Source organism: Actinomadura sp. NPDC048394 (genome assembly GCF_040651755.1).
GTDB lineage: Bacteria > Actinomycetota > Actinomycetes > Streptosporangiales > Streptosporangiaceae > Spirillospora > Spirillospora montaniterrae.
Genome location: NZ_JBEZJL010000003.1, coordinates 1 through 26,061 on the forward strand (window position 1 = coordinate 1; position 26,061 = coordinate 26,061).

Consider the following 26,061-nt stretch of genomic DNA (forward strand, 5'->3'; position numbering starts at 1 on the left):
GCAGAGGCTCCAAAGTCAAGGGTGGACGAAGTCCATCGCGTAGCGACGCCGAAGGCGCCCTTGACTTTGGAGGGGCGGCCCCGTACGCAAGCGCCGCCCCCACCGCCTCTGCGTCCTATGCTCGAACGCTCCCAATGGGTCAAAGGCGAATTGTGTGGCTTGATGGGCGGTTCTGCGGCAACGAGCATGCTGTGCATGGAGACGGGCGACCTGACCACACCGGCAACCAGCGGCGAGCACCGCGAGCAGCACGAGCAGGACGAGCAGGACAAGCAGGACGAGCGCGGCGAGCGCGGCGAGCAGGTCGTTCCGCTGCCGGTTCGGCGCACTGCGAGCTTTCGGCGCTGGTACACCGCTCAGCGCAACGCAGGCAACACCCTGCTCGGCGCTCGCCCTGTCTGGACGTCAACACCGGGCCAGGAGTCAAACGAACAGCCAGGCGAGGAGCCGGGGGCGGTGTTCTTCTGGGCGTTGCATGTTCGGATGCATGTCGCCGCCGAGGACCGGATCAAGGACAACGAGGTCGTCATCTCGCGGCCGGACGTCTCCGTGGTTGCTCTGTACCGTCCTGGCCCGTCGTTGGACGAGACGGTGGTCGTGCTGGTTCGGGAGTTCCGTAGTCCGGCCTCGACGCCCGATGGGTACGTCCATGAGCTGCCCGGCGGCTCGTCTCCTCCGAAAGCAACAGAGGCGACCGCCCCGGATCCGTTGGTGCAGGCGGTCGATGAGGTGGCGGAGGAGACCGGCCTGCGGGTCGACCCCCGTCGATTCCGCGCGCACGGGAGCGGGCAGGTCGCGGCGACCGTGTCGGCGCATCATGCTCATCTGTTCTCGGTCGAGATCACTGACGAGGAGCTGGGCTGGCTGCGGACGCGGCAGGACTGTCCGCACGGCGTCGAGGCCGATTCCGAGCGGACGTGGGTGGAGATCGCGACGTACGGGGAGATCCGCGCGGCGCGGCTCGTCGACTGGGCGACGTTGGGCATGCTCGCCGAGGCGCTGACGACCGCCGACATCCGCTGAAACTGAAACCCGCTGAAACCGCGGTGAAAGCGGGCTGAAGGCGGCCGCGCGCAGAGTCGGTGGCATGACGACGAAACCGGTGCAGACGGCCATCGAGGTGGTCGGGCTGCGGAAGGCGTTCGGGGACAAGGTCGTGCTCGACGGGCTCGACTTCGAGGTGCCCCGCGGGACGGTCTTCTCGCTGCTGGGACCGAACGGGGCGGGCAAGACCACGGCGGTCCAGATCCTGTCCACGCTGATCGGCGCGGACGGCGGGGAGGCGCGGGTCGCGGGACGCGACGTGGCGCGGGACCCGGACGGGGTGCGGCGCGCGATCGGCGTGACGGGCCAGTACTCGGCGGTGGACGGCCTGCTGACCGGCCGCGAGAACCTGATCCTGATGGCCGACCTGTACCGGCTCGGCCGCGCGGAGGGCCGCCGCCGAGCGGACGCCCTGCTGGAGCGGTTCGACCTGGTGGACGCGGCCGGGAAGCTCGCGTCCACGTACTCCGGCGGGATGCGGCGCAAGCTCGACATCGCGATGACGCTGGTCGCCGAGCCGCAGATCATCTTCCTGGACGAGCCGACGACGGGCCTGGACCCGCGCAGCCGCCGGGCGATGTGGGAGATGGTGCGGAGCCTGGTCGCCGGCGGCGTGACGATCTTCCTGACGACCCAGTACCTGGACGAGGCGGACCGGCTCGCCGACCGGATCGGCGTGCTGAACGGCGGCCGGCTGGTCGCGGAGGGCACGTCGGAGCAGCTCAAGCGGATGGTGCCGGGCGGCCACGTGGTGCTGCGCCTGGCCGGCCCGGACGGCCTGGACGCGGCGGCGCGGGTGCTGCCGGTGTCGGCGCGCGACGACGAGGCGCTGACGCTGCAGGTGCCGAGCGACGGGGGCGTCCGGTCGCTGCGGGCGCTGCTCGGCCGCCTGGAGGACGAGGCGATCGAGGTGGAGGAGTTCTCCGTCCACACCCCCGACCTGGACGACGTGTTCCTCGCCCTCACCGGCGACACGGCCGGGGACGCCGGAGAACAGCAGGACGACGAGCGGAAGGTGGCCTCGCGATGACCGCGATCTCCCAGGTGACGGCGGACTCGGCGACGATGCTGCGGCGCAATCTGCGGCACGCGCTGCGCTATCCGTCGCTGTCGGTCAGTTCGATCATCACGCCGATCCTGTTCCTGCTGCTGTTCGTCGGCGTGTTCGGCAAGGCGCTCGGCAAGGGTGTCGGCGGGGTCGACTACATCGACTACGTGACGCCGGGGATCATCCTGATGGCGGTGGCGTCGGGCTGCATGTCGCCGTCGGTGGCGGTCGCGGTGGACATGACGGAGGGCGTCATCGCCCGGTTCCGGACGATGCCGATCGCGCGGTCGTCGCTGCTGACCGGGCACGTGGTGGGCAGCATGATGCAGACCCTGATCAGCCTGGTGCTGTCGGTGCTGGCGGCGGTCGCGATGGGGTACCGGCCGGACGCGGGGCTCGGCGGCTGGCTCGGCGCGGCGGGGCTGATGGTGCTGCTGACGTTCGCGCTGACGTGGTTCGCGGTGGCGCTCGGGCTGCTGGCGAAGGGCCCGGAGGGGGCGAGCAACTCGCCGCTGCTGATCCAGTTCCTGCCGTTCCTCGGCAGCGCGATCGTCCCGCCGGACTCGATGCCGGCGGGGGTGCGGTGGTTCGCCGAGTACCAGCCGTTCACGCCGATGATCGAGGCGCTGCGGAAGCTGCTGATGGGGCAGCCCGCGGGGCACGACGCGGCGGTGTCGGTCGCGTGGTGCGTGGGCGTCGCGGCGGTCGGCTACCTGTGGTCGAAGTGGCTGTTCAACCGCGATCCGTCGCGCTGACCCAGGCGCGCAGCGCCGCGCGGGCGGCGTCCCGCAGCCCGTCCCGGTCGAGGCCGGCGTACTCCGACACCGCGTCGGCGTACGCCGGCCCGGCGGCGTCCTGGGCGGTGCGGCGGGCGGCGTCCGGTGCCATCGTCGGCTGGAACGTCCGGACGAAGTTGAGCCGCTCGGCCAGCGCGATCATGCGGGCGGCGCGCGCCGGGTCGCCGCCGCGGGCGAGGTCGATCATGGCGAGGGCGAGCAGGATGCCGCCCTGGACGGGCAGGTCCATGAAGAACGCCGGGACGGGCAGCGGCGGGTCGCCCAGCAGCGCCGCCAGCTTGGCGGGGAGCGCGGCGGCGATGTCCTCGACGAGGTCGAGCCGGCCGTGCCGGGCGTGCGCGACGACGGCGGCGATGTGCGACTCCAGCGTCCAGGGGTCGAAGGCGGGTTCGATGGACGGGTCCGCGTCGCGCTCCAGCCGGCCGATGGCCTCGCGCCACAGCCGCAGCCCAGTGCCGGTGTCGCCGCGGGCGAGCGCGACCTCCGCGCGCGCGCCGAGGTCGAAGGCGGCGGTGCCGTAGGACTCCTCAGGCCCGGCGACCAGGGACCGGTCGAGCCAGCGTTCCGCCTCGTCGTACTGGCCGAGGTGGAGGTGGACGCCCGCGATCGCCCAGTGCAGCCCGAACATGTCGCGCCACCGGTACTGCTCCATCAGCCGCAGGGCGGCCATCAGGTGCGTCAGGGCGCGCTCGTTGTCGTCGACCTGCATGAGCAGTTCGCTGAGCCGGGAGTGGGCGGCCAGCCCGACCCAGGGGGTGACCGGTGCCTCGGCGGCCTTCAGCACGACCTCGGTGGCGGCGAGCGCCCCGTGCAGGTCGCCGGCCCGTTCCAGTACGTATCCGGCGACGACGTCGGCGATGCCGGCGAGCAGCGGTTCGCCGCTCGCACGCAGCTCGTCGAGGGTGGTGGAGCCCTCGGCGAGGATCTCCGGCGCGGACCGGACGACGAGCGCCATGGCGCCGCCCAGCGTGGACGGTGAGGGCGGCGGGAGGCGGCGCAGCGCGACCAGCGTGCGCGTCACCTGCGGGCCCTTCAGCACCAGCGAGATCATGGAGCACAGCGCGAGGGCGGCCCGGGTGGTGGGGACCTCCTCGGGCGCCGGCCGGAACATGGTCAGCACCCCCGAGACCTCCCCGGCGAGCGCGGACAGCCGGGTGAAGGCGGACTCGATCGTCCAGAGGGCCCCGAGGACGGCGGTCACGGCGGCGGCCGACGGTCCGTCGCGGCGGGCGAGCGCGTGCCGCAGCGCCTGCTGGAGGTTGTCCTGCTCGGCCCGGACGAGCTCGATCGTCTCGAGCGGTTCGGCCTCGAACAGCCGCTCGTGGTGGGCGGTGCCGAAACCGCGCGCCCAGGCGAGCAGGCCGGTGACGGCCCGCTCGGTGTCGCCGGCCTCCTCGCGGTGCGCGGCGCTGAACTCGCGGACGCTCTCCAGCATCCGGAAGCGGGTCCCGGCGCCGGTGTCGGCGACGACGAGCAGCGACTGGTCGGCGAGGTCCTCCAGGATCTCCAGGACGTCGTCGCCGACGAGGTGGCGGGCGGCGCCGGCGGTGAACCCGCCGGGGAAGACCGACAGCGCCCGCATCGCGGCGCGGGACCGCGGGTCGAGCAGGTTCCAGCTCCAGTCGACGACCGCGTGCATGGTGCGGTGCCGGGCGGGCGCGTCGCGGGCGCCGCCGCGCAGCAGCGCGAACCGGTCGTCCAGCCGGCGGGCGATCTCCGCGACCGACATGACCCGCACCCGCGCCGCCGCCAGCTCCACGGCGAGCGGCAGGCCGTCCAGGTGGCGGCACAGCTCCCGCACCTTCGCGGCGGGCAGGTCGGCGTTCGGGCGGGCGGCGCGGGCGCGCTGCTCGAACAGCTCGGCGGCGGTCGCCTCGTCCAGCTCGGGCAGCGGGTACACCGACTCCGACGACAGGCCGAGCGGCGCCCGGCCGGTGGTGAGGACGCGCAGGTCGCGGGTCATCGAGACGAGCGCGCCGACGAGGCCGGCGGCGCGGTCCACGACGTGCTCGCAGTTGTCCAGGACGAGCAGCGCCGGGCCGGGGCCGAGCGCGTCGGCGATCGCGGCGGCGAGGTCGCCGGAGCCGCCCGGCCGGGCGTGCGCGCCCCGCGCCTCGCCGGCCCCGAGGACGGACGCGACCTCGCCGGCCACGTCGCCGTCCGGCGCGACGCCGGCGAGCGGGACGACGTGCACGATCCGCTGCTCGGCGGCGTGCGCGACGGCGTGCGCGAGCCGGGTCTTGCCGAGGCCACCCGTCCCGACGATGGAGGTGACGCGGGAGGCGCGCAGCAGCCCGAGGACGTTGGCGAGGTCGGCGTCGCGGCCGAGCAGCGGGTTCGGTTCGTGCACGATGCCGCGCCGGACGGCGGGCGCGCCGTCGAGGGCGGTCTCGCGCAGCAGGTCCTGGTGGACGGCGCGCAGCGCGGCTCCGGGCTCGGTGCCGAGCTCGTCGCGCAGCGAGCGACGGTAGGACTCGAACCGGGCGAGCGCGGCGGACGGCCCGGCGGTCGCTGCCTCGCAGCGCAGCAGCTCGTTGAGGATCTCCTCGTCGTGCGGGTGGTCGGCGGCGAGGGCGGCGAGCGGGCCGGCCGCCTCCTCGCGGCGGCCGAGCCGGGACAGCGCCAGCGCGCGCGTCCGGACGAGCTCGCGGTAGGTCCGGGCCCGGTCGGCGCGCAGCTGGGAGAGCGGCGACAGGGGGTCGCCGCCGGACGCGTCCGGCGGGCCGTCGAACAGCGCGAGCCCTTCCTCGGCGTGCGCGAGCGCGCCGGCATGGTCGCCTTCGCGCGCGCGGCGGGCGCTCTCGGCCGCGCTCGCCACGACGGCGGACGCGTCGACCGCCGACTCGTCCAGTCCCAGCCGGTATCCGGACGGGGTGCTGGCGATGACGTCGGGGCCGAGCTGCGACCGCGCTCGGGAGACGACGACCTGCAGCGCCTTGCCCGGGTTCTCCGGCCGCTCGTCCGGCCAGAGGCCCTCGACCAGCCGGTTCACGCCGAGGCCGGTGCGCGGTCCGGCCGCGAGGAGCGCGAGGAGGTCGCGCAGCCGGGGGCCGGTGACGTCGCGTCCGCGGCAGGCGACCCGCGACAGCAGCGCCAGCTCGACCTTCACCCGGGCGGTCCTCACACCGACAGCGTAGAGCGTGTCACCGCAACTCGCGATAGGTCGCGAGTTGCGGGCGATCGCCCCGGTTCATGCGGTCTCAGTTCGTCCGGTAGTGGCGGCGCAGCGCGATCCCGGCGGCGACGCCGCCCGCCAGCGCGCCCGCGCCCGCGGCGGCCGGCAGCGCGACCATCGTCACCTTCCGGCCGGTCCGGAAGTCGTGGATCGGCCAGCCATGCTCCTTGGCGTGCTCGCGCAGCGCCCCGTCGGGGTTGACGGCGTGCGGGTGCCCGACGGCCGTCAGCATCGGCAGGTCGTTGATCGAGTCGCTGTAGGCCGAGCAGCGGGACAGGTCCAGCCCCTCGCGCGCCGCGAGCGCCCGGACGGCCTCCGCCTTCGCCGGGCCGTGCAGCAGGTTCCCGACGAGCCGCCCGGTGTAGACGCCGTCGCGGGTCTCGGCGACGGTGCCGAGCGCGCCGGTCAGCCCGAGCCGGTGCGCGATCGTCCGGGCCACCTCGACGGGCGTGGCGGTGACCAGCCACACCTGCTGCCCCGCGTCCAGGTGCTGGAGGGCGAGGGTGCGGGTGCCGTGCCAGATGCGGTCGGCCATCACCTCGTCGTAGATCTCCTCGGAGAGCCGGACGATCCCGGCGACCCGCTGCCCGGCGACGAACGCCAGCGCGGCCTCCTTGGCGCTGCCGATGTGCTCGGAGTTCTCCGTGCCGCGCAGCCGGAACGCCGCCTGTCCCCAGGCGAACATCGCCAGGTCCCGCATGGTGAACAGCTTGCGGGCGGCGAGGCCGCGCGCGAAGTAGTAGATGGACGCGCCGCGCATCATCGTGTTGTCGACGTCGAAGAACGCCGCCGCGGCGGGGTCCGGCTCGGGGAGCGGGCTCGGCTCGGCCGCCGCCGCGGCGGCCGCCTCCCCGGCGCTCACGTGGTCCTCGTCCTTGCCGCGCTGCCAGAATCGCCGCATACGCCCGAGCCTAATCAACACGCGCGTTCCGGCCGTCCTCCCGCGCCTCATTGCGATCGTTGTCACTGGCGTCTCCGGCGGCGGTCATCAGGCGCTCGCGCAGCATCGCGCGGAAGCGCGGGTCGGGGCCCGGCTCGGCGGACCCGGCCCGGCCGGGGCGCAGCCCGTCGAGCCGCCGGCCCGCCTCGGCCCTCTTGTCGTACCTGCTCCTCACGCCCGCAAGAACGACCGGACGGCGCGGCGGGTTACGGCCCGCCCTTAACTGACAGGTCGTCCAATAAGATTGGAGGCTAGCCGCGCAGGTCGTCGGGGAGCATCCGGGCGAGCGAGCGCACGGCGCGGTACTGCAGCGCCTTGATCGCGCCCGACTTCTTGTCCATGATCAGCGCGGTCTCGGCCACCGACAGCCCGTGCATGAACCGCAGCACCACGCACTCCTGCTGCTCCGAGCCGAGCCGGCGGACCGCGGCGAGCAGCGTCCGGTGCGTCATCGCGTCCAGGACGGCCCGCTCCGGCCCCTCCTGCGCGCGCTCGGGCTCGACCGGGTCGGCCGTGCAGACCTCCAGCCGGTAGCGGCCCGACTTGAAGTGGTCCGCGACGAGGTTCCGGGCGATGGTCACCAGCCAGGCGCCGAAGTCCTTGCCCTGCCAGCGGAAGTCGCGGATCCGCCGGAGCGCGCGCAGGAACGTCTCGCTGGTGAGGTCCTCGGTAAGGGAGTGGACGCCCACGCGGTAGTAGACGTACCGGTAGACCAGCTCGACATAGTGGTCGTAGAGGGAGCCGAACGCCTCGGCGTCGCCCTCGCGGGCCCGCAGGACCAGCGCCTTGAGCACCTCGGCGCGGTCGGCGCCGGCGGCGGACTCCCGGGAACGCCGAGGAAGCGGGACGACCCGGGTTTCGAGGGCCAAGCTGCTCATGCAGGTCTCCTCGGGGCGTACGCGACCTCCGACGCGATCTGCCACTCTAGATACCGATCCGTACGGCAGGCAATGGGTGCGGGGCCCTCCCCGCCCGCGAATCCGTGCGCCGCCGCACCAGGGCCGGGCGCTCCGCGAGCGCCCGGTGAAGACGGCGGTTACCTCTCATCGCCCGCGATCGGGCACCATGGGGACGCCATGGTCGATGCCCTCATCGCGTTCGTTGCGACCCTTGGTGCCCTCGCGGCCACCGGGTTGCTCGTCCAGCGCGCCTACAAGGACCGGCTGCTCTACCTCATCGCCTGGTCGTTCACCCAGGTCGGACTGACGCTCGCGCTGCTGTGCATGGCCATCGGCTTCATGGCCGGCTACAACGGCCTGTTCTTCCGCGTCATGGAGCTCGGCGCCGCGCTCATCGGACCGGTGTGGCTGGCCCTCGGCATGATCGAGCTGATCGCCCGGTACGTCCAGGTCCGGTTCGGCGCCTGGCTGTTCACGATCTCCTACACGGTCGTCGCGATCGTCATCCTGCTGGTCGACCCGCTCAAGGGCTCGCTGTCCAAGAGCCTGCCGAAGCCGAGCGACACCTACGACGCGCTGCCGCTGCTGCTGATCGACGGCGCGCACGTCGTCGCGGTGATCGCGCTGGTCGGCTGCACGGGCGTCACCGCCTACCTGGCGAGCAAGCGCGACCGCGAGGCCGGCGAGCTGCTCATCCCGGTCGCGCTCGTCGCGCTCGCCGGGGTGCTCGTGGTCAGCGGCACCCGCGGGTTCCTGCCCGCCCCGCTCGCGGTCATCGCGCTCGGCGGCGCCGCCGGCCTCGTCTGGTACGGCGCGATGCGCACCATCCCGGTGTACGAGGACGACGAGGGCTACGACGAGTACGGCGAGGAGTACGCCGACGAGCCCGCCACCGGCTACGAGGAGCAGGCGTACGCCGGGCCGCAGCACGCGCCGTCGCACGCCGCGCCGGCCGAGCCCGTCCCGGCGCCGACACCGCCCGCCGACCCGCGCCGCGGCGAGCTGCGCTTCCCCGACCCGGCGCCCGCCGAGGAGCTGCGGTTCCCCGACGCGCCCGCGATCGAGTCCCCGGCCCCCGCGGCCTTCGACCCGTCCGCGTTCGGCCCCGACCCGGCCGGGCCGACCAGCGTCGACGGACCGCCGGCCGTGCCCGAGCCCGCGCTGCCCGGCGGCGCCCTCGCGGGCCCGCTCGGCGGCCTCGGCCCGTCCGGCGGCGGCCTGCCCGACGGGTGCGGCCAGATCACCGTCTACACGCTGCTGGACGGCCGGGAGCCCGCCTTCGACCGGCTCGCCGCGGAGCTGGTCCGGGCCGTCCGGTCGGCCGAGCCGGACACGCTGGTCTTCGCCTGCCACGAGGTGGTGAATGGGCCCACCCAGCGGATCTTCTACCAGCTGTTCCGGGACGAGGCGGCGTTCGCGGTGCACCGGCGGCAGCCGCACCTGCAGCGGTTCCTCGCCGAGTCCCGGACGCACGTGCTGGCCACGAACGTGATCGAGCTGCGGCTCGGCGCGGCCAAGCTGCCGCTGCCCGCGCCGGACCACCAGGGAAGGTGAGCATGCCGGCCACCGGACCGGGCGGCGACGTCCGCATCACGCTGCTCGGCAAGCCGGGCTGCCACCTGTGCGACGACGCCCGCGCGATCATCGAGCGCGTCGCGGCCGAGCTGGACGTGCCGTGGGACGAGCGGGACATCACCCGGTCCGAGGAGGACACCCGGGAGTACTGGGAGCAGATCCCGGTCACGCTGATCAACGGCGTCCAGCACGACTTCTGGCGGGTCGACGAGGACCGGCTGCGCGCCGCCATCGCCAAGGCCCGCGCCGCCTCCTGACCCGTCCCGCCGCGCCTCCCGACCCGGCCCCGCCGCGCCCGCGCGGGTCCGGACGGGCCTGGAACGCGGGCCGGCGGATGTCTCATCGGTCACACCGCGCCGCGCCGCGCCGGGCGCCCGGCCCGCGGGTACGGTCACGAAACCCGCTGCTGGACGGGCTTTGGGCGGCGGCGCGCGCTCCGGCGGCCGCGTCCGCCGTCCGGGGGGCACTTTGTGCGCGTATTCACAAAGGCTTAACCTGATGGATAGCCCTGGGGCGGTCCGGCCGCGGCCGTGCGGTCCGGCCTCGAGCCGGGGTGAGGGGTTCTCGGGCCCCGCCCCCAGCGTCGAGCCCCGAAGAGCAGGCCGTGACATCTCGACAGAACCGCAACCACCGCGACCGCGCGGACCGCGGCATCCCCGAAGCCACCGTCGCGCGCCTGCCCGTCTACCTGCGGGCCCTCACCGGGCTGCAGGAGCGCGGTGTGGCGACCGTCTCGTCCGAGGAACTGGCGGCCGCGGCCGGCGTGAACTCGGCGAAGCTCCGCAAGGACCTGTCCCACCTGGGCTCCTACGGCACCCGCGGCGTCGGCTACGAGGTGGAGTACCTCGTCTACCAGATCTCGCGTGAGCTCGGTCTCACCCAGGATTGGGTGGTCGCCATCATCGGTGTCGGTAACCTGGGCCGTGCATTGGCCGGTTATGGCGGATTCGCGTCCCGCGGGTTCCGGGTGGCCGGCCTGCTCGACGCCGACGAGGCGATCGTCGGCCAGGAGATCTCCGGCATGACCGTGGAGCACACCGACCGGCTCGAGGACGTGATCGCCGATCACGGCGTGTCCATCGCCGTGATCGCGACCCCGGCGGCCGCCGCCCAGGGGGTGTGCGACCGCGTCGTGGCCGCAGGCGTGACGAGCGTGCTGAACTTCGCGCCCGTCGTGCTGTCGGTGCCCGACGGCGTGGACGTGCGGAAGGTCGACCTGTCCATCGAGTTGCAGATCCTCGCGTTCCACGAGCAGCGCAAGGCCGGGGGCCCGGACGACTACGCCCCCCTGGCGAGCGGCGACGCCCCTCCCGGCGCCACGCAGTACGTAGAGGCGGTTGAGGCATGAGCGGGTCGAAGCGGCGCGGCGTCGTCCGGACCGAGGAGCGGCGGGAGCGAGGAACGAGCGACCAGGGCGACGAGGCCGTGGCGGTCGGCGGGGTCGGCTGGTCGGGGAGAGCGAGACGGCGGCGAACGGAGCCGCGGAGGCCCGCGGGAGGCGCAGCATGAGTGTTCTTGTCGTCGGGCTCAGCCACCGGAGCGCGCCCGTGCCGGTGCTGGAGCGGACGGCGGTGACCGGGGACGACCTGGCGAAGCTGCTGCACGCGGTGCACGAGTCCGCGAACGTCGCCGAGACGGCGATCGTGTCGACGTGCAACCGGGTCGAGATCTACGCGGTGGTCGACAAGTTCCACGGCGGCGTCTCGGCGATCTCCGAGCTGCTGGCGCTGCACTCCGGCGTGCCGCTGGACGAGCTGTCCCGGCACCTGTACGTGCACTACGAGGAGCGGGCCGTCCAGCACGTGTTCGCGGTCGCGTGCGGGCTGGAGTCGATGGTCGTCGGCGAGGGCCAGATCCTCGGGCAGCTGCGGCAGGCGTTCCGGCTCGCCCAGGACGAGGGGACGCTCGGCCGCGACCTGCACGACGTGCTGCAGCAGGCGCTGCGGGTCGGCAAGCGCGCGCACGCCGAGACGGGCATCGACCAGGCGGGCGCGTCGCTGGTCAGCGTGGGCCTGGAGGTCGCCGCGCGGCACCTCGGCCCGCTGGCCGGGGTGCGGGCGCTGGTGGTCGGCGCGGGGTCGATGAGCTCGCTGGCGGCGGCGACGCTGAGCCGGGCCGGGGCCGGCGAGGTCGTGGTCGCCAACCGCACGCACGCCAACGCCGTCCGGCTGGCGGAGTCGCTGGACGTGCCGGCGCGGGCGGTGGAGCTGGCGGACCTGGACGCCGCGATCGCCGACGCGGACCTGGTGGTGTCCTGCACGGGCGCGACGGGCCTGGTGCTGACGGCGCCGCAGGTCGCCGCGCAGGGCGTCGGGGCGGACGGCCGGGACCGGTTCTTCCTGGACCTGGCGCTCCCGCACGACGTGGACCCGGCCGTCGGCGCGCTGCCCGGGGTGCGGCTCGCCGGGCTGGACGAGCTGCGCACCGCGCAGGAGGCCGCGCGGGCGATCGGCCCCGAGGCGGTGGAGGCGGTCCGGCGGATCGTCCGGGACGAGGTCGAGGCGTTCCTCAGCGCGGCGCGCGCCGCCGCGGTCGCGCCGACCGTGGTCGCGCTGCGCACCAAGGCCGCCGCGGTCGTGGAGTCGGAGCTGACCCGGCTCGCGGGCCGGCTGCCGGAGCTGGACGAGCGGGCCGTCAGGGAGATCCAGCAGACCGTCCGGCGGGTCGCGGACAAGCTGCTGCACGCGCCGACCGTCCGGGTGAAGGAGCTGGCGGCGGCGCCGGGCGGCGACTCCTACGCCGACGCGCTGCGCCGGCTGTTCGACCTGGACCCGAAGGCGCCGGTGGCGGTCGCGCGCGCCGACATGCGTCCCGACGACGACGCCGGGGAGCCGGCGCCCGGGAGCGCCTCGGCGCCCTGGAGCGGTTCCGCACGTACGGTGGAAGGGACCCGTGCCGCGGACGGGTCCGGCGGGACGCGGGTCGCGGACGCGGCGAAGGCGGCTGAGGTCGCGCGGGTGACGCGGGCGGACTGCGCCGAGGCCGACTGCGTGAGCGGCGGCCCCGCGGACGCGGCGGCGGACCCGGTCGACGCCGGCACGGTGAACGCGCAGGCCGCGAGCGTCCGGGCGGTCAGCGCCCGCGGCGGCGCGCCGCGCGGTGAAGGAGCACAGTCGTGAACGCGGGGGCCGTGGAGCGCGCCGCCCGCCCTACGGTCGGAGCAGGGCAGTGAGTGGAGCAGCGCATTGAGTACCGCGGACAGGGGCCCGCTGCGGCTCGGCACCCGCAAGAGCCTCATGGCGATGACGCAGTCGCGGCTGGTCGCGGACGCATTGACGGAGGCCACCGGGCATGCCGTGGAGCTGGTCGGGGTAACGACCGAAGGTGATGTCTCCAAGGCGCTGCTCGCCCAGATCGGCGGGACGGGTGTCTTCGTCAACGCGCTTCGCGACAGGCTGCTGGCCGGTGAGGTGGACTTCGCCGTGCACTCGCTGAAGGACCTGCCGACCGGGCCCGCGGAGGGGATCGCGCTCGCCGCGACCCCCGTCCGCGACGACCCGCGCGACGCCCTGTGCGGCCCCTGCAAGCTGGCGGACCTGCCGCGCGGCGCCCGCGTCGGCACCGGGTCGCCGCGCCGCGTCGCGCAGCTGCGCGCGATGCGCCCGGACCTGGACGTCGTCGCGATCCGCGGCAACGCCGACACGCGGCTGCGCAAGGTCGCCGACGGGGAGCTGGACGCGGTGGTGCTCGCGCACGCGGGGCTGCGCCGGATCGGCCGGCTGGACGCGGTCGCGGAGGTCTTCGACCCCGACCAGATGCTGCCGGCGCCCGGGCAGGGGTCGCTCGCGCTCGAATGCCGCGCCGACCGGGCGGAGCTGCGTGCGCTGCTTGGAACGGTCGATGACCCGATGACCAGGGCCTGCGTGACCGCGGAGCGGACGGTGCTCGCCGTCCTGGAGGGCGGTTGCTCCGCGCCCGTGGGAACATACGCTGCCGAAGTAGAAGAAGAACTGCATCTGACCGCGACCGTCGCCGCGTTCGACGGGAGCCGGCAGATCAGGCTGTCCGCAAGCGGCCACCCGGACGACGCCGAGACGCTGGGGCGCGACCTCGCGCACCGGCTGCTCGCGCAGGGGGCCGACCAGTTGATGGGGGAGCGCGATTGAGCCCCGCTAGCCAGAGCCCCGCCTGCCCGGGGGCCGCCGGCCCGGGCGCCGCCGGATCGGCCGCCGCCGGATCGACCACGGCCGGCCGGCCGAGCCGTACCACCGACCCCGGCACGGTCGCGATCGTCGGGATGGGCCCGGGCGACCCGGGCCTGCTGACGCTGCGCGCCGCGGCCGAGCTGGAGCGCGCCGACACCGTCGTGGTCAGCCGCGCGCACTGCCCCGCCGACGTCCTCGCGCACTGCCGCGCGGACGTGGAGGTCCTCGACACCGCCGACGGCGACCCGGTGAAGCTCGCGTCGCGCGCCGCGAAGGCGGGGCGCCGCGTCGTCCGGCTGTTCCACGGCGACCCCGGCGTCGTCTGCGGGTTCGCCACCGAGGGCGCCGCGCTGCGCAAGGCGGGGGTGCCGTTCGAGGTCGTCCCCGGCGTGTCCGCCGTGACCGGTGTGCCCGGCTATGCGGGCATCCCGCTGACCGACCCCGAGCACCGCGAGTTCCGGTTCGTCGACGCCTCCGATGGCGGCGTCGACTGGGAGGAGTTCGCCGGGTCCGACGCGACCCTCGTGATCTTCGGCGCGGAGGGCGCCGTCGCCGAGGTCGCCAAGGGCCTCGTCGCGGCCGGCCGCCCGGACTCGACGCCCGCCGCGATGACCAGCCTCGGCACCACCACCGAGCAGGAGACCGTCGTCTCCACCCTGCAGAAGCTGGCCTCCGACACCAAGGGCATGGAGGCCCCCGCGATGATCATCGTGGGGGACGTGGTGTCCTGGCGCGACAAGCTGTCCTGGTTCGAGACCAAGGCGCTGTTCGGCTGGCGGGTGCTGGTGCCGCGCACCAAGGAGCAGGCCGCGTCGCTGTCGGACCAGCTCCGCGGGTACGGCGCCGTCCCCGACGAGGTCCCGACGATCTCCGTCGAGCCGCCGCGCACCCCGCAGCAGATGGACCGGGCCGTCAAGGGCCTCGTCACCGGACGCTACGAGTGGGTGGTGTTCACCTCCACCAACGCGGTCAAGGCCGTCCGGGAGAAGTTCGTCGCCTACGGCCTGGACGCCCGCGCGTTCGCCGGGCTGAAGGTCGCCGCCGTCGGCGAGCAGACCGCCGCCGCGCTCGTCGAGTTCGGCATCCACCCCGACCTGACCCCGTCCGGGCAGCAGTCCAGCGAGGGCCTCGCCGAGGTGTGGCCGCCCTACGACGAGGACCTCGACCCGATCAACCGGGTGCTGCTGCCGCGCGCCGACATCGCCACCGACACCCTCATCGCCAAGCTCACCGAGCTCGGCTGGGAGTGCGAGGACGTCACCGCCTACCGGACGGTCCGGGCCGCGCCGCCGCCCGCCCCGATCCGCGAGGCGATCAAGGGCGGCGGGTTCGACGCGGTGCTGTTCACCTCGTCGTCCACGGTGAAGAACCTGATCGGCATCGCCGGCAAGCCGCACAACGTCACGGTGATCGCGGTGATCGGCCCGCAGACCGCCAAGACCGCCGAGGAGTACGGGCTGCGCGTCGACGTGATGGCGGACAAACCGTCGGTATCGGCGCTCGCTGAGGCCCTCGCGGAGTACGGTGCCAAGCGGCGGGCGGCCCAGATCGAGGCCGGCGACCCGCTGCGCAAGCCCAGCCAGATGCGCCGGGGAGCCCGGCGCCGCAAGTAAGAGCCCGCCGACCGGGCCCGGCGCGGCCCGCGCCGGGCACCGGGAAAGAAGGATCATGTCTGCTCAGTTCCCCGTCGCGCGGCCGCGGCGGCTGCGGCGCACGCCCGCGCTGCGCCGGATGGTCGCCGAGACCCGGCTCGCCCCCGCCGACCTGGTGCTGCCGATGTTCGTCAAGGAGGGCATCACCGAGCCGCAGCCGGTCGCGTCGATGCCGGGCGTCGTGCAGCACACCCGCGACAGCCTCCGCAAGGCCGCGCACGAGGCGGCCGAGGCGGGCGTCGGCGCGCTCATCCTGTTCGGGATCCCCGCGGTGAAGGACGGCACCGGCTCGGCCGCCGACGACCCCGCCGGGATCGTCCAGCTGGCCCTGCGCGACCTGGCGTCCGACCTCGGCGACGCCATCGTGGTCATGACGGACCTGTGCCTGGACGAGTACACCGACCACGGGCACTGCGGCATCCTCACCGCCGGCGGCGAGATCGACAACGACGCGACGCTGGAGCGGTACGCCTCCATCGCCGTCGCGCAGGCCGCCGCCGGGGCGCAGGTGGTCGGCCCGTCCGGGATGATGGACGGGCAGGTCGGCGTGATCCGCGAGGCCCTCGACAAGGGCGGCTACACTGACGTCTCGATCCTCGGGTACTCGGTGAAGTACGCCTCCGCCTACTACGGCCCGTTCCGCGACGCCGCCGAGTGCGCCCCGCAGTTCGGCGACCGCTCCACCCACCAGCAGGACCCGGCCAACGCCGACGAGTCGCTCCGCGAGGTGTTCCTCGACCTCGACGAGGGCGCCGACATGGTGATGGTGAAGCCCGCCGGGGCCTACCTCGACATCGTCCGCCGGGTCCGCGACGCCGTGGACGTCCCCGTCGCCGCCTACCAGGTCAGCGGCGAGTACGCGATGATCGAGGCCGCCGCGGAGAAGGGCTGGATCGACCGGGACCGCACCATCATGGAGTCGCTGGTCGCGATCCGCCGCGCGGGCGCCGACATGATCCTCACCTACTGGGCCACGGAAGTGGCGAAGAAGCTGCGCTGACCCGCGAGCCGCCCCGCACGCCCCCCGCACCACCGGCACCACCCGCACCCCCGCGCGCCCCCTCGGAACCCTCATGCGCCCGCCGGGAGAAAGCTCCAATGATCATAAACGGGTAGTTACTTAGGGTCGTTTCGGCGGGGGCGCCGTGTCTGGCGCGGCGGGGCGCGGGCATCATCGTCTATCAAGAACCCACGTTCGACCTTGGGTATTGGGGGGCGGAGATGCTGGCGGTCTCGGGGAACAGGCGGCAACGGGCGGCACGCGACCGGATGGCCTCGGCCGCCCTGGAGTACGCCGCGATGGGCTGGCCCTGCTTTCCGGGGGCGCACCCGCCCTCCGCCGGCGACCGGTCGTGCTCGTGCGACCGGATCGGCTGCCCCGACCCCGCGGCGCACCCGGTGTCGGCGGCGTGGGCGCACCAGGCGTCCGCCGACCCGGACCGGATCCGGCGCTGGTGGACGCAGCGCCCGCAGGCCAACATCATCCTGCCGACCGGCCGGGTCTTCGACGTGTTCGACGTCCCGGCCGCTGCCGGCACCGCCGCCCTCGACCGGATCGCCCGCGAGGACCTGCCCGTCGGGCCCGTCGCGAACCTCGGCGACGAGCGGCACCTGTTCTTCGTCGCCACCCGCGGCGCCCCCGCCGACGAGGACGAGTGGTGGTCCTGCCACCTCGACACCTCGCCGGAGACCGTGACCGAGACGCCCGGGATGCGGTGGCACTGCCGCGACAGCTACGTCGTGGCGCCGCCGTCGCTGCTCGCGTCCGGCAAGGAGGCCGCCTGGGTGCGGCCGCCGCGGCGGGAGCCGCTGCCCGACCCGCTGCGGCTCCTCGAGGTCCTCGCCGACAGCTGCGAGTGACCGGCCCCCGCGGCCGGCGCGGGCCGGTCCGGCCCGCGGTCAGCGCGGCGTCTTGATCGCCTTGCGGCCCCACGCGGAGTACGACGTCGTGATGATCTGGTTGCGGCCCTTCGCCGGCCCGGCCCGCAGCCACAGCTTCACCGGCCGGGACGAGCCGTCCAGCTTGAGCGCGAAGCTGATCTGCTGGACGCCGGTGGCGCGCGCCATCTCCGCGTAGAGCGTGCCCGAGCCGGGCGTCCGCGCGAGCGCCGCGACCGGCGCCTCGCCCCGGTACACCCCTCCGGACTCGGTCAGCGCCGTGGCGGCGTTCAGCAGCGTCGTCACCGCGGCCACCGAGCTGCCGCGCCGCACCTGCTCGGCCAGCGCCGGGTAGCCGCGCGCGCCGGCCGGGGACGGCCGCCACTTCTTGCCCGCCCGCAGGTACACCCGGTCGCCGATCACCACGGCCTGCGCCCGCTTGCGGGTCTTGCCGGACCCCGACAGCGTCATCGAGTACGCCGGCTCCGCGCCCTTGACCAGGCCGAAGGTGCCCTGCGCGGCGCTCGGCGCGCCGCAGCAGCCGGTGCGGCGGTAGCTGAACCGGGCGCCCGGCGCCTGGTCGGCGGCCTGGACGATGCGCGCCGAGAGCTCCGCCGGGGCGACCCCGCCGGGCGGCACGGACGGCTGGGGCGTGCTGCTCTGCGCGGGCGACGGGGTCGGCGGCGTGGCGTCGCCGTCGCCCGACTTCACGAACACGACGCCGCCGACGACCGCGCCGGCGGCGACGACCGCGGCGATGGCGGCGGTGATCCGGCGGTTGCCGGAGCCCCGCGCGGGCGCCTGCCCGGTGGCGATCACCTGGTTGCGGCCGCTGCTGCGGGACGGCTTGGGCTTCGGCGGCTCGGGCTGCAGCGCGGCCTGCGCGGCGAGCTCGGTGAGCCGGCCGCGGCCCTGCGCCTCCCACGACGGCCCGTACGCCGACACGGCGGCCTCCTCGAGGGCGCCGAGGTAGTCCGCAGCGGACTTCGGGCGGGTCTCCGGGTCCTTCGCGAGGCCCTGGCCGATCAGCTCGCGCAGCGGACCCGGGACCTCCTCGGCCGGGACCGGCGCCTCGCGGTGCAGCCGCGCCATGTTGCGCCCGGCGTACGGCGGGTGCCCGGTGAGGCACTCGAAGAAGATCGCCGTGGCCGCGTACAGGTCGGTGGCGACGGTCGCGGGTGCCCCGTCCCACAGCTCCGGCGCGGCGTACGCGGGGGCGAGCTGCGCCTCGGTGCCGGGCGCGGCGGTCGCGAAGTCGGTGAGGCGCGCGTTGCCGTCGCCGTCCACGAGGACCGCCGACGGCCGGACGGCGCCGTGCACGACGTCGAGGGCGTGCGCGGCGGCGAGCCCGAGCAGGGTCCCGCCGAGCATCGACAGGGCCGCGAGCGGGCCCGTGGGGCCCTGCGCGGCCAGCACCCGGCGCAGCGCGACCCCGTCGACGTACTGCATCACGACCGCGGCGCCCTCGGGCGCCTCGACGAAGTCGTAGAGATCGGCGACGTTGGGATCCTCGAGCTGGGACAGTGTGCGCGCGGACGCGCGGAACCGCGCCATGAAGGCCTCGTCGGCGCGCAGCGCGCCGGCGAGGTACTTGATCGCGACCTTCGTGCTGGTCATGTCGTCGACCGCCAGCACCACACGGCCCGCGGCGCCGTCGCCCAGTTCCCGCTCATGGGTGAAGCCCGGGACCGTCCAGCCGTCAACCACGGTGAAAGCCATCCCTCCGATACGGCGGACGCCGGTGAAGATAACGGGCGCCTCCCGACCGGGCGCCGATGTCGTACTTGGTGGAATATCGGCCCGTACCCGGCGAGGTCAAGCGCAGTCGCCGAACTGCAACTGAGAGACTGGAAACGTGACTGGAACCGATCGCTCCCAGCAGTTGTTCGAGCGTGCCGAGGGGCTCGTCCCCGGCGGCGTGAACTCACCGGTCCGCGCCTTCGGGGCGGTCGGCGGGACGCCGCGCTTCATCGCCTCGGCGCGCGGCCCGTACCTGACCGACGCCGACGGCAACGAGTACGTCGACCTGATCTGCTCGTGGGGCCCGATGATCCTCGGGCACGCCCACCCGGACGTGGTGGCCGCGGTCCAGGACGCGGCGGCGCGCGGCACGTCCTACGGGGCGCCGACGCCCGGCGAGGTCGAGCTGGCCGAGGAGATCGTCGCGCGGGCGCCGGTGGAGAAGGTCCGGCTGGTCAACTCGGGGACCGAGGCGACGATGTCGGCGATCCGGCTGGCGCGCGGCTTCACCTCCCGCCCGAAGATCGTGAAGTTCGCGGGCTGCTACCACGGGCACGTCGACTCGCTGCTGGCGGCGGCGGGATCGGGCGTGGCGACGTTCGCGCTGCCCGACACGCCCGGCGTGACCGGCGCGACGACCGCCGACACGATCGTGCTGCCGTACAACGACGTCGCCGCGGTGGAGACGGCGTTCGACGAGCACGGCCACGAGATCGCCTGCGTGATCGCGGAGGCGGTGCCGTGCAACATGGGCGTCGTCCCGCCGCTGAACGGCTTCAACGCGCTGCTGAAGCGGCTGTGCGAGCGCTACGGGGCGCTGCTGGTGCTGGACGAGGTGCTGACCGGGTTCCGGGCGTCCCGGTCCGGCTGGTACGGGATCGAGGGCGTCGCGGCGGACCTCGTGACGTTCGGGAAGGTGATGGGCGGCGGGCTGCCCGCCGCGGCGTTCGGCGGCCGCGCCGAGATCATGGACCGGCTCGCGCCCGCCGGGCCCGTCTACCAGGCGGGCACCCTGTCGGGGAACCCGCTCGCGACGGCCGCCGGGCTGGCGACGCTGCGCGGCGCGACCGACGAGGTGTACGCGGCGATCGACCGGGCCGCCGGGATCGTGTCGAAGGCCGCGTCGGAGGCCCTCGCGAAGGAGGGCGTCCCGCACTCGCTGCAGAACGCCGGGAACCTGTTCTCGATCTTCTTCACCGAGGGGAAGGTCGGCGACTTCGCCGCCGCGCAGCGCCAGAACGTCAAGGCGTACGGGGCGTTCTTCCACGCGGCGCTCGACCGGGGCGTCTACCTGCCGCCGTCGGCGTACGAGGTGTGGTTCCTGTCGGCGGCCCACGACGACGAGGCGATCGGCCGGATCCTCGACGTCCTGCCGCACGCCGCCCGCGCCGCCGCTGCGTCTTCTTGATCCCGGTCAGGGGGCTCGCCTGGCGGCTCGCCCCCTGACCGGGATCGGGCGAGCGCGGCATCGCTTCGCGATCTTCCCGGTGAGGCTCGCCTTCGGCTTCGCCTCACCGGTCAGGTGACGCGCTCGCGTGACGGCTGAGGCATCTCAGGAGCGGCTAGGCGAAGCTCAGCCGCCGGAAGGCGTGGAGGGCCTCGGCGACCGAATCGGCGTGCGGGGCGTGCAGGGGAGCGCGGACCGCGGGATCGTCGATCAGGCCGATCTCGGCGAGGCACGCCTTCAGGACGGACGGGGACGGCTCGGCGAACAGCGCCCGCGCGAGCGGCAGCAGGGCGTTGTGCAGGGCCAGCCCGCGGGCCGCGTTGCCGTGCCGGGCGGCGTCCGCCATGTCCGCGTAGGCGCGCGGCGCCAGGCACGCGGACGCGGCGACGCCGCCGGACGCGCCGAGCTGCAGCATCGGGTAGATGTAGGCGTCGTCGCCGCACAGCACGGCCTTGCCGGTGTCCGCCGCCAGCATCTCCAGGGTGTCCTGGTCGACGGCGCCCGCGCAGTGCTTGATCCCGGCGACGCAGCCCAGCCCGAGCAGCCGGACGAGCGTCTCCCCGGACAGCGGCTTCCCCGTCCGGTACGGGACGTTGTAGGCGATCAGCGGGACGTCCACGGCGGCGCCGACGGCCGCGAAGTGGTCGATCACGCCGTCGTCGGACGGGCGCAGGTAGTACGGCACGACGACGAGCAGCGCGTCGGCGAGTGGCGCGTGCTCGCGGGCCTCCCGGATGGTGTCCGCGGTGCCCATCGTCCCGGCGCCGACGATCAGCCGGGCGCCGTGCTCGATGGACACGGCGCGGCACACCTCCAGGACGGTCCGCCGCTCCTCGGCCGTCAGGAGCGCGGCCTCGCCGGTCGTGCCGAGCGCGACGAGCCCGGTCGCGCCGTCGCCGAGGCAGTGGACGGCGAGGCGTTCGAGGGACTTGGCGTCCACCTCGCCGGAACGGGTGAACGGCGTGACCAGGGCCGCATTGATTCCGTGCATGGATGTCACCTCGTCTGGACGGGCTCCGCCGGCGGAGCCACCTGGATGGGCGCGCGGGAAGCGCTGGGCGCGCGGGAGGCGCGGGTCTCGTGGGCGCCGCGGGACGTGCGGGACGAGCGGGACCGCAGCCGGACGCTGCCCGCCGCGACGCCGCAGATGATGAGCGCCGCCCCGGCGAGGCGCGTCCCGTCCACGTGCTCGCCGAGGACGAGCGCGGCGGACAGCAGCCCGAACGGCGGGACGAGCAGCGAGTACATGGCGACGGTGCCGGCCTCGTAGCGGCGCATCAGCCAGCCCCACACGCCGAACCCGACGAGCGTCGAGACGTAGGCGATGAAGGCCAGCGAGCCGACCCCGGCGACGGACAGGTGCCGCGCCGCGTCCGGCACCGCCCCCGGCCCCTCGAAGACCAGCGAGAGGGCGAACAGCGGGACGGGCGGGATCAGCGACATCCACACCATGAACCCGAAGGCGTCGACGGGCTCGGCCGCGGTCTGGTTCATCCGCCGCATCGCGACGTTCGCCAGCCCCCAGCTCGCCGCCCCGCCGATGCACAGCAGGAACGCGCCGACCGGGCTCCCGCTGTGCTCCCCCGACCAACCGGCCCCGTCCGACCTCCCGGCCGCCTGCGCGACGCCGAGCAGGGCGACGCCGGCGAACGCGACGGCCATTCCGATGATCTGCCGGGCGCCGAGCCGCTCGCGCAGCAGCACCCCGGCGAACAGCGCCGTGAAGATCGCCTGGACCTGGAGCACCACCGACGACAGCCCCGCCGGCATCCCCAGCCGCATGCCGATGAACAGCAGCGCGAACTGCCCGACGCCCAGCGGGATCCCGACCAGCCACAGCCAGCGGACCGCGACCGGCGGGCGCCGCACGAAGAACACCGCGGGCAGCGCGGCGGCGGTGAACCGCAGCGCGGCGAGCAGCAGCGGCGGGAAGTCCTCCAGCGCGACCTTGATCGGGACGAAGTTGAATCCCCAGATCGCGGCGATCAGGGTGGCCAGCAGGACGTGGCGCGGTCTCATGCCCCGATCGTCGCCCGGCCCCTTATTTTAGGACAAGCTAGAATCTGTCGACATCTCGTTTTAGAGTTGCTACATGCTCGATCTCGAACGGCTGCGCGCGCTGCACTCCGTCGCCACCTACGGCTCGGTCAGCGCCGCCGCCGACGTCCTGCACGTCACCACCTCCGCGGTCTCCCAGCAGCTCGCCAAGCTGGAGCGGGAGACCGGCCAGAAGCTGCTCGAGCGCAACGGCCGCGGCGTGCGGCTCACCGACGCCGCGGAGCTGCTCGTCGGGCACGCCGAGAAGATCCTCTCGCTGGTCGAGCAGGCCCAGGCCGACCTGGAGGCGCACCGCGGCTCGGTCGTCGGCCAGCTGACCCTCGCGGCGTTCCCCACCGCCGTCCGCGGGCTGATGCCGCAGGCGCTGCGGCGGCTCCGCGCCGAGCACCCCGACCTGCGCGTCCTGGTGCGCGAAGAGGACCCCCTGCACAGCATGCCGCTCGTGCTGCGCGGCGACCTCGACATGGCCGTCGTCCAGGACTGGAACAACGAGCCGCTGCCGCTGCCGGAGGGCCTGCACAAGGGCGCCATCTGCGACGACGTCGCCGACGTCGCGCTGCCCGCCGGGCACCCGCTGGCCGGCCGCGACAGCGTCGACCTCAAGGAGCTGGCCGGCGACCCGTGGATCAGCTCGGTGCCCGACAGCATCTGCTGCGACTGGCTCCTGCGCACCCTGCGCGCCGTCGACAGCGAGCCCCGCATCGAGCACATGGCCTACGAGTTCGCGACGCAGCTCGCGCTCGTCGCCGCCGGGATCGGCAACGCGATCCTGCCCCGCCTCGGCCGCTGCGACGTGCCGCCGGACGTCGCGGTCGTCCCGCTCGCCGAGCCGCTGACCCGCCGCGTGTACGCGGTCTGGCGGGAGGAGGCCGCGCGCCGCCCCGCGATCCGCGCCGCCGTGACCGCGCTGCGCGCCGGCGTCCCCGACTCCGCCGTGCGAGCCGCCTGACCGCCCGCGTCCCGCGCCGACCGCCCGCGTCCCGCGCTGACCGGCCGCGTGCCGCGTCGACCGGCCGCGTGCCGCGCTGACCGGCCGCGTCCTGCCTCGTGCCGCCGGGGGACGGCCGGGTCGCCGTGCCGCGCCCGATTCGGTACCTTCTTCGCGATCATGGCGGGAGGGTGCGATGAGCGGCTGGCGGATCGAGGGATACGCCGAGGTGCGGGAGCTGGGCGCGGGCGCCCAGGGACGCGTCGTGCTCGCCCGGCACGAGCGGTCCGGCACGCCCGTCGCGATCAAGTACCTGAACGCGTCCGCGAGCGAGGACGACCGCGAGCGGCTCCGGCACGAGGCCCGGATGCTCGGGCGGGCCGAGAGCCCGCACATCGCCCGCCTCTTCCGGCTCGTCGAGGGCCCCGACGGCGCCGCGATCATCATGGAGGCCGTCGACGGGGTGTCCCTCAAGGAGCTCCTCGCCCGGCACGGCGCGCTCGGCCCGGAGGCGTCGCTGTCGGTGCTGAAGGGCTCGCTGCTCGGCCTCGCCGCCGCCCACGCGCTCGGCGTCGTCCACCGCGACTACAAGCCCGCGAACGTCGTCGTCCCGGCGGACGGGCGCAGCCGGCTCGTCGACTTCGGCATCGCCGCCCCGGCCGGGCAGGAGGCCGGCGGCGCCGGCACCCCGTCCTACATGGCGCCCGAGCAGTGGGACCGGCACACCGCCACGCCCGCGACCGACGTGTACGCCGCGACCTGCGTGTTCGTCGAGTGCGTCAGCGGGCACCGGCCGTTCGCCGGGAACCGCGCCGAGCTGATGCGGGCGCACCTCACCGGCCCCGTCCCGGCCGAGACCGTCCCCGAACCGCTCCGCCCCCTCGTCGCGCGGGGCATGGCCAAGGACCCCGCCGACCGCCCGCCGAGCGCGGCCGCTTTCGTCGACGACCTGGAGCGGACCGCCCGCGAGGCCTACGGGCCGGACTGGGAGTCGCGCGGGGTCCGCGCGCTCGCCGCGTCCGCCGTCGCGCTCGCCGCCCTGTTCCCGCTGGCCGCGTGGGTCGTCCCGGGCGCCGCGTCCGCGGCGGGCACCGCGGCCGCGCAGGGCGCCGCGCATGCCGCCGGCCAGGCCGCCGGGCAGAGCGCCGCGGGCCACGTCGCCGCCAAGGCCGGCGGCGCGAGCGTGATCAAGGCGTTCTTCGGCAGCGCGGGCGGCATCGCCACCGCCGCCGCCGGGACGGCCGTGGTCGTCGGCGCCGGCGCCATCGCCGTCCAGCAGTTCGGCAAGGACGACCCGGCGCCGCGCCCCACGGCGACCCGGCCCGTGGCGGCCGTCGCGGCCGTCCGGGACTGCCCCGTCACCGGATTCGACGGCCGGAAGACGACCCCGTCGCCCGGTCCCGCGCAGGTCCGCCTCCCCGAGCAGGTGAAGCCGCCGAAGGACGCCGCCGTCTACGACCTCGGCCAGGGCCGGTACCTGATCGGCCCGGCCGCGAAGGGGTGCTCCGGATCCGTCGGCGCGAACGCCGGGTACACCACGATCGGCGATTCGAAGACGCTGCGGATAACGCAGAACTGGCAGGGATCCGTCGGCAACATCGCCGACCAGGTCTGCATGTACTTCCCGGACTCGCCCGAGGCCGCGAAGGCGAAGCGGGACTTCGGCCCCTGCACGTCCGCCGTGCACGACCGGCAGGACGTCCCGACGGGGGATCCGGCGCTGCGGCTGGTACTGGCGACCGAGCAACCGACGGAACCGCCGCCCCCGTCGCCCTACATGATGGTGACCCTGGCCACGATGGGATCCAACGGGCTGCCGTCGCCCGTCACGTGCCTGGCGCCCGCCGCGCGCGCCGACATGTGCGACGCCGCGCTCACCTACTGGTTCGTCCAGGCGACGGCCGGCACGAAGATCGCCAAGCCGGACCTGGACCGGGTCTCCGCGCGCATCGCCGCGTACGTGCGGGCCGCCGCGCGCTGAGCGCCCCGCCCGCGCCCCGCCAGAGCCCCGCCTCCGCCGCGCGCATGGGGCGTGGACGGGACGGCCGGGCGGCGCGGGTAGCCTGATCGGGCCATGACTGACGACACGACGATCGTTCACCTGCTGCGGCACGGTGAGGTGCACAATCCCGAAGGCGTCCTGTACGGGCGGCTGCCCGGCTACCGGCTCAGCGAGGACGGCGTCCTCATGGCCAAGGCCGCCGCGAAGTGGTTCGCCGACCGGGACGTCACCGCGCTGTTCTCCTCGCCGATGCAGCGGGCGCTGGAGACCGCCGCGCCGCTGGCCGACTCGTTCGACCTGCCCGTGACGGTGGACGATCGGCTGATCGAGGCGGAGAACCACTTCGAGGGGCTGACCTTCGGGGTGGGCCCGGGCTCGCTGCGCCGCCCCGAGCACTGGCGCCACCTGGTGAACCCGTTCCGCCCGTCGTGGGGCGAGCCGTACAAGGAGCTCGCGGCGCGGATGCGCGCCGCCGTGATCCGGGCGCGGGAGGCGGCCCGCGGCCACGAGGCCGTGTGCGTCAGCCACCAGCTGCCGATCTGGATCCTGCGGCTGCACGCCGAGCACCGCCGGCTCTGGCACCACCCGAGCCGCCGCGAATGCGCGCTGGCCAGCGTGACCAGCCTCACGTTCGAGGGCAGCAGGCTCGTCGAGGTCGGCTACCACGAGCCCGCCGAGGGGATCGCGAAGGGCCCCAGTGTCGCGGGTGCCTGACCGCACCGCTAAGTTGAGT

21 protein-coding genes and 1 pseudogene are annotated in these 26,061 nt (G+C 74.6%); 15 read left to right on the forward strand and 7 right to left on the reverse strand.

Annotated elements, in window-relative coordinates; all coding sequences use genetic code 11:
* The first annotated feature begins 195 nt into the window (after positions 1-195).
* From AB0C78_RS02240 to AB0C78_RS02250, 3 genes are all read left to right on the forward strand, one after another.
* Positions 196-1,023 carry a hypothetical protein gene (locus tag AB0C78_RS02240; RefSeq protein ID WP_360740757.1) on the forward strand — a complete coding sequence of 276 codons (828 nt, stop codon included), beginning with the start codon at positions 196-198 and terminating at the stop codon, positions 1,021-1,023.
* Positions 1,024-1,087: 64 nt separating this feature from the next.
* Positions 1,088-2,074: an ATP-binding cassette domain-containing protein gene (locus AB0C78_RS02245; RefSeq protein ID WP_360740759.1), complete on the forward strand. Its 987-nt coding sequence runs from the start codon at positions 1,088-1,090 to the stop codon at positions 2,072-2,074.
* On the forward strand, positions 2,071-2,847 hold the full coding sequence (locus AB0C78_RS02250; protein WP_360740761.1) for an ABC transporter permease: 777 nt from the start codon (positions 2,071-2,073) through the stop codon (positions 2,845-2,847). Before AB0C78_RS02245 ends, AB0C78_RS02250 begins: the two co-directional genes overlap by 4 nt.
* Here the strand turns inward: AB0C78_RS02250 and AB0C78_RS02255 are convergent.
* The 4 genes from AB0C78_RS02255 to AB0C78_RS02270 all read right to left on the reverse strand — a co-directional run bounded on the left by AB0C78_RS02255 (position 2,825) and on the right by AB0C78_RS02270 (position 7,882).
* Positions 2,825-6,013: a BTAD domain-containing putative transcriptional regulator gene (locus tag AB0C78_RS02255; protein WP_360740763.1), complete on the reverse strand. Its 3,189-nt coding sequence runs from the start codon at positions 6,011-6,013 to the stop codon at positions 2,825-2,827. The genes AB0C78_RS02250 and AB0C78_RS02255 overlap by 23 nt on opposite strands.
* A 76-nt stretch (positions 6,014-6,089) precedes the next feature.
* On the reverse strand, positions 6,090-6,965 hold the full coding sequence (locus tag AB0C78_RS02260) for an HAD-IB family hydrolase (RefSeq protein WP_360740765.1): 876 nt from the start codon (positions 6,963-6,965) through the stop codon (positions 6,090-6,092).
* Positions 6,966-6,975: 10 nt separating this feature from the next.
* Positions 6,976-7,179: a hypothetical protein gene (locus tag AB0C78_RS02265; protein ID WP_151546421.1), complete on the reverse strand. Its 204-nt coding sequence runs from the start codon at positions 7,177-7,179 to the stop codon at positions 6,976-6,978.
* A 76-nt stretch (positions 7,180-7,255) separates the two neighbouring features.
* Positions 7,256-7,882, reverse strand: a complete 627-nt coding sequence (locus AB0C78_RS02270; protein ID WP_151546422.1) for a sigma-70 family RNA polymerase sigma factor — start codon at positions 7,880-7,882, stop codon at positions 7,256-7,258.
* 198 nt (positions 7,883-8,080) lie between these two features.
* On the opposite strand from AB0C78_RS02270, the gene AB0C78_RS02275 reads away from it, so the two are divergent.
* The 8 genes and pseudogenes from AB0C78_RS02275 to AB0C78_RS02310 all read left to right on the forward strand — a co-directional run bounded on the left by AB0C78_RS02275 (position 8,081) and on the right by AB0C78_RS02310 (position 17,135).
* On the forward strand, positions 8,081-9,457 hold the full coding sequence (locus AB0C78_RS02275; protein ID WP_360740767.1) for an antibiotic biosynthesis monooxygenase: 1,377 nt from the start codon (positions 8,081-8,083) through the stop codon (positions 9,455-9,457).
* Between the two features lie 2 nt (positions 9,458-9,459).
* Positions 9,460-9,735, forward strand: coding sequence for a glutaredoxin family protein (locus AB0C78_RS02280; RefSeq protein ID WP_151545944.1), 276 nt, complete (start codon positions 9,460-9,462; stop codon positions 9,733-9,735).
* Between the two features lie 347 nt (positions 9,736-10,082).
* Positions 10,083-10,826, forward strand: a complete 744-nt coding sequence (locus AB0C78_RS02285; protein ID WP_151545943.1) for a redox-sensing transcriptional repressor Rex — start codon at positions 10,083-10,085, stop codon at positions 10,824-10,826.
* A 157-nt stretch (positions 10,827-10,983) separates the two neighbouring features.
* Positions 10,984-12,273 (forward strand): annotated as a pseudogene (locus AB0C78_RS02290) (glutamyl-tRNA reductase); the annotation flags it as partial.
* A gap of 390 nt (positions 12,274-12,663) precedes the next feature.
* A complete protein-coding gene (gene hemC, locus AB0C78_RS02295; RefSeq protein ID WP_360740770.1) occupies positions 12,664-13,584 on the forward strand; it encodes a hydroxymethylbilane synthase in 921 nt (306 codons plus the stop codon).
* A 122-nt stretch (positions 13,585-13,706) separates the two neighbouring features.
* A complete protein-coding gene (locus AB0C78_RS02300; protein ID WP_360741099.1) occupies positions 13,707-15,236 on the forward strand; it encodes a uroporphyrinogen-III synthase in 1,530 nt (509 codons plus the stop codon).
* A 55-nt stretch (positions 15,237-15,291) separates the two neighbouring features.
* Positions 15,292-16,275, forward strand: coding sequence for a porphobilinogen synthase (gene hemB, locus AB0C78_RS02305; protein ID WP_360740772.1), 984 nt, complete (start codon positions 15,292-15,294; stop codon positions 16,273-16,275).
* A 221-nt stretch (positions 16,276-16,496) separates the two neighbouring features.
* Positions 16,497-17,135 carry a bifunctional DNA primase/polymerase gene (locus AB0C78_RS02310; RefSeq protein ID WP_360740774.1) on the forward strand — a complete coding sequence of 213 codons (639 nt, stop codon included), beginning with the start codon at positions 16,497-16,499 and terminating at the stop codon, positions 17,133-17,135.
* Positions 17,136-17,174: 39 nt separating this feature from the next.
* Here the strand turns inward: AB0C78_RS02310 and AB0C78_RS02315 are convergent, their stop codons facing one another.
* Positions 17,175-18,872 carry a protein kinase gene (locus AB0C78_RS02315; RefSeq protein ID WP_360740776.1) on the reverse strand — a complete coding sequence of 566 codons (1,698 nt, stop codon included), beginning with the start codon at positions 18,870-18,872 and terminating at the stop codon, positions 17,175-17,177.
* 136 nt (positions 18,873-19,008) lie between these two features.
* Between AB0C78_RS02315 and hemL the strand changes: the two genes are divergently transcribed.
* Positions 19,009-20,301: a glutamate-1-semialdehyde 2,1-aminomutase gene (gene hemL, locus AB0C78_RS02320; protein ID WP_360740778.1), complete on the forward strand. Its 1,293-nt coding sequence runs from the start codon at positions 19,009-19,011 to the stop codon at positions 20,299-20,301.
* A 154-nt stretch (positions 20,302-20,455) separates the two neighbouring features.
* Here the strand turns inward: hemL and AB0C78_RS02325 are convergent, their stop codons facing one another.
* Positions 20,456-21,331 (reverse strand): 4-hydroxy-tetrahydrodipicolinate synthase, encoded by an 876-nt coding sequence (locus AB0C78_RS02325; RefSeq protein WP_360740780.1) that lies wholly within the window; start codon positions 21,329-21,331, stop codon positions 20,456-20,458.
* 5 nt (positions 21,332-21,336) lie between these two features.
* Positions 21,337-22,359, reverse strand: coding sequence for an EamA family transporter (locus AB0C78_RS02330; RefSeq protein WP_360740782.1), 1,023 nt, complete (start codon positions 22,357-22,359; stop codon positions 21,337-21,339).
* A gap of 73 nt (positions 22,360-22,432) precedes the next feature.
* Here AB0C78_RS02330 and AB0C78_RS02335 point away from each other — a divergent pair, with 73 nt between their 5' ends.
* The 3 genes from AB0C78_RS02335 to AB0C78_RS02345 all read left to right on the forward strand — a co-directional run bounded on the left by AB0C78_RS02335 (position 22,433) and on the right by AB0C78_RS02345 (position 26,042).
* Positions 22,433-23,347, forward strand: coding sequence for a LysR family transcriptional regulator (locus tag AB0C78_RS02335; protein WP_151545935.1), 915 nt, complete (start codon positions 22,433-22,435; stop codon positions 23,345-23,347).
* Between the two features lie 175 nt (positions 23,348-23,522).
* Positions 23,523-25,307, forward strand: coding sequence for a serine/threonine-protein kinase (locus AB0C78_RS02340; protein WP_360740784.1), 1,785 nt, complete (start codon positions 23,523-23,525; stop codon positions 25,305-25,307).
* Positions 25,308-25,400: 93 nt separating this feature from the next.
* Positions 25,401-26,042, forward strand: a complete 642-nt coding sequence (locus AB0C78_RS02345; protein ID WP_360740786.1) for a histidine phosphatase family protein — start codon at positions 25,401-25,403, stop codon at positions 26,040-26,042.
* Positions 26,043-26,061: the final 19 nt, after the last annotated feature.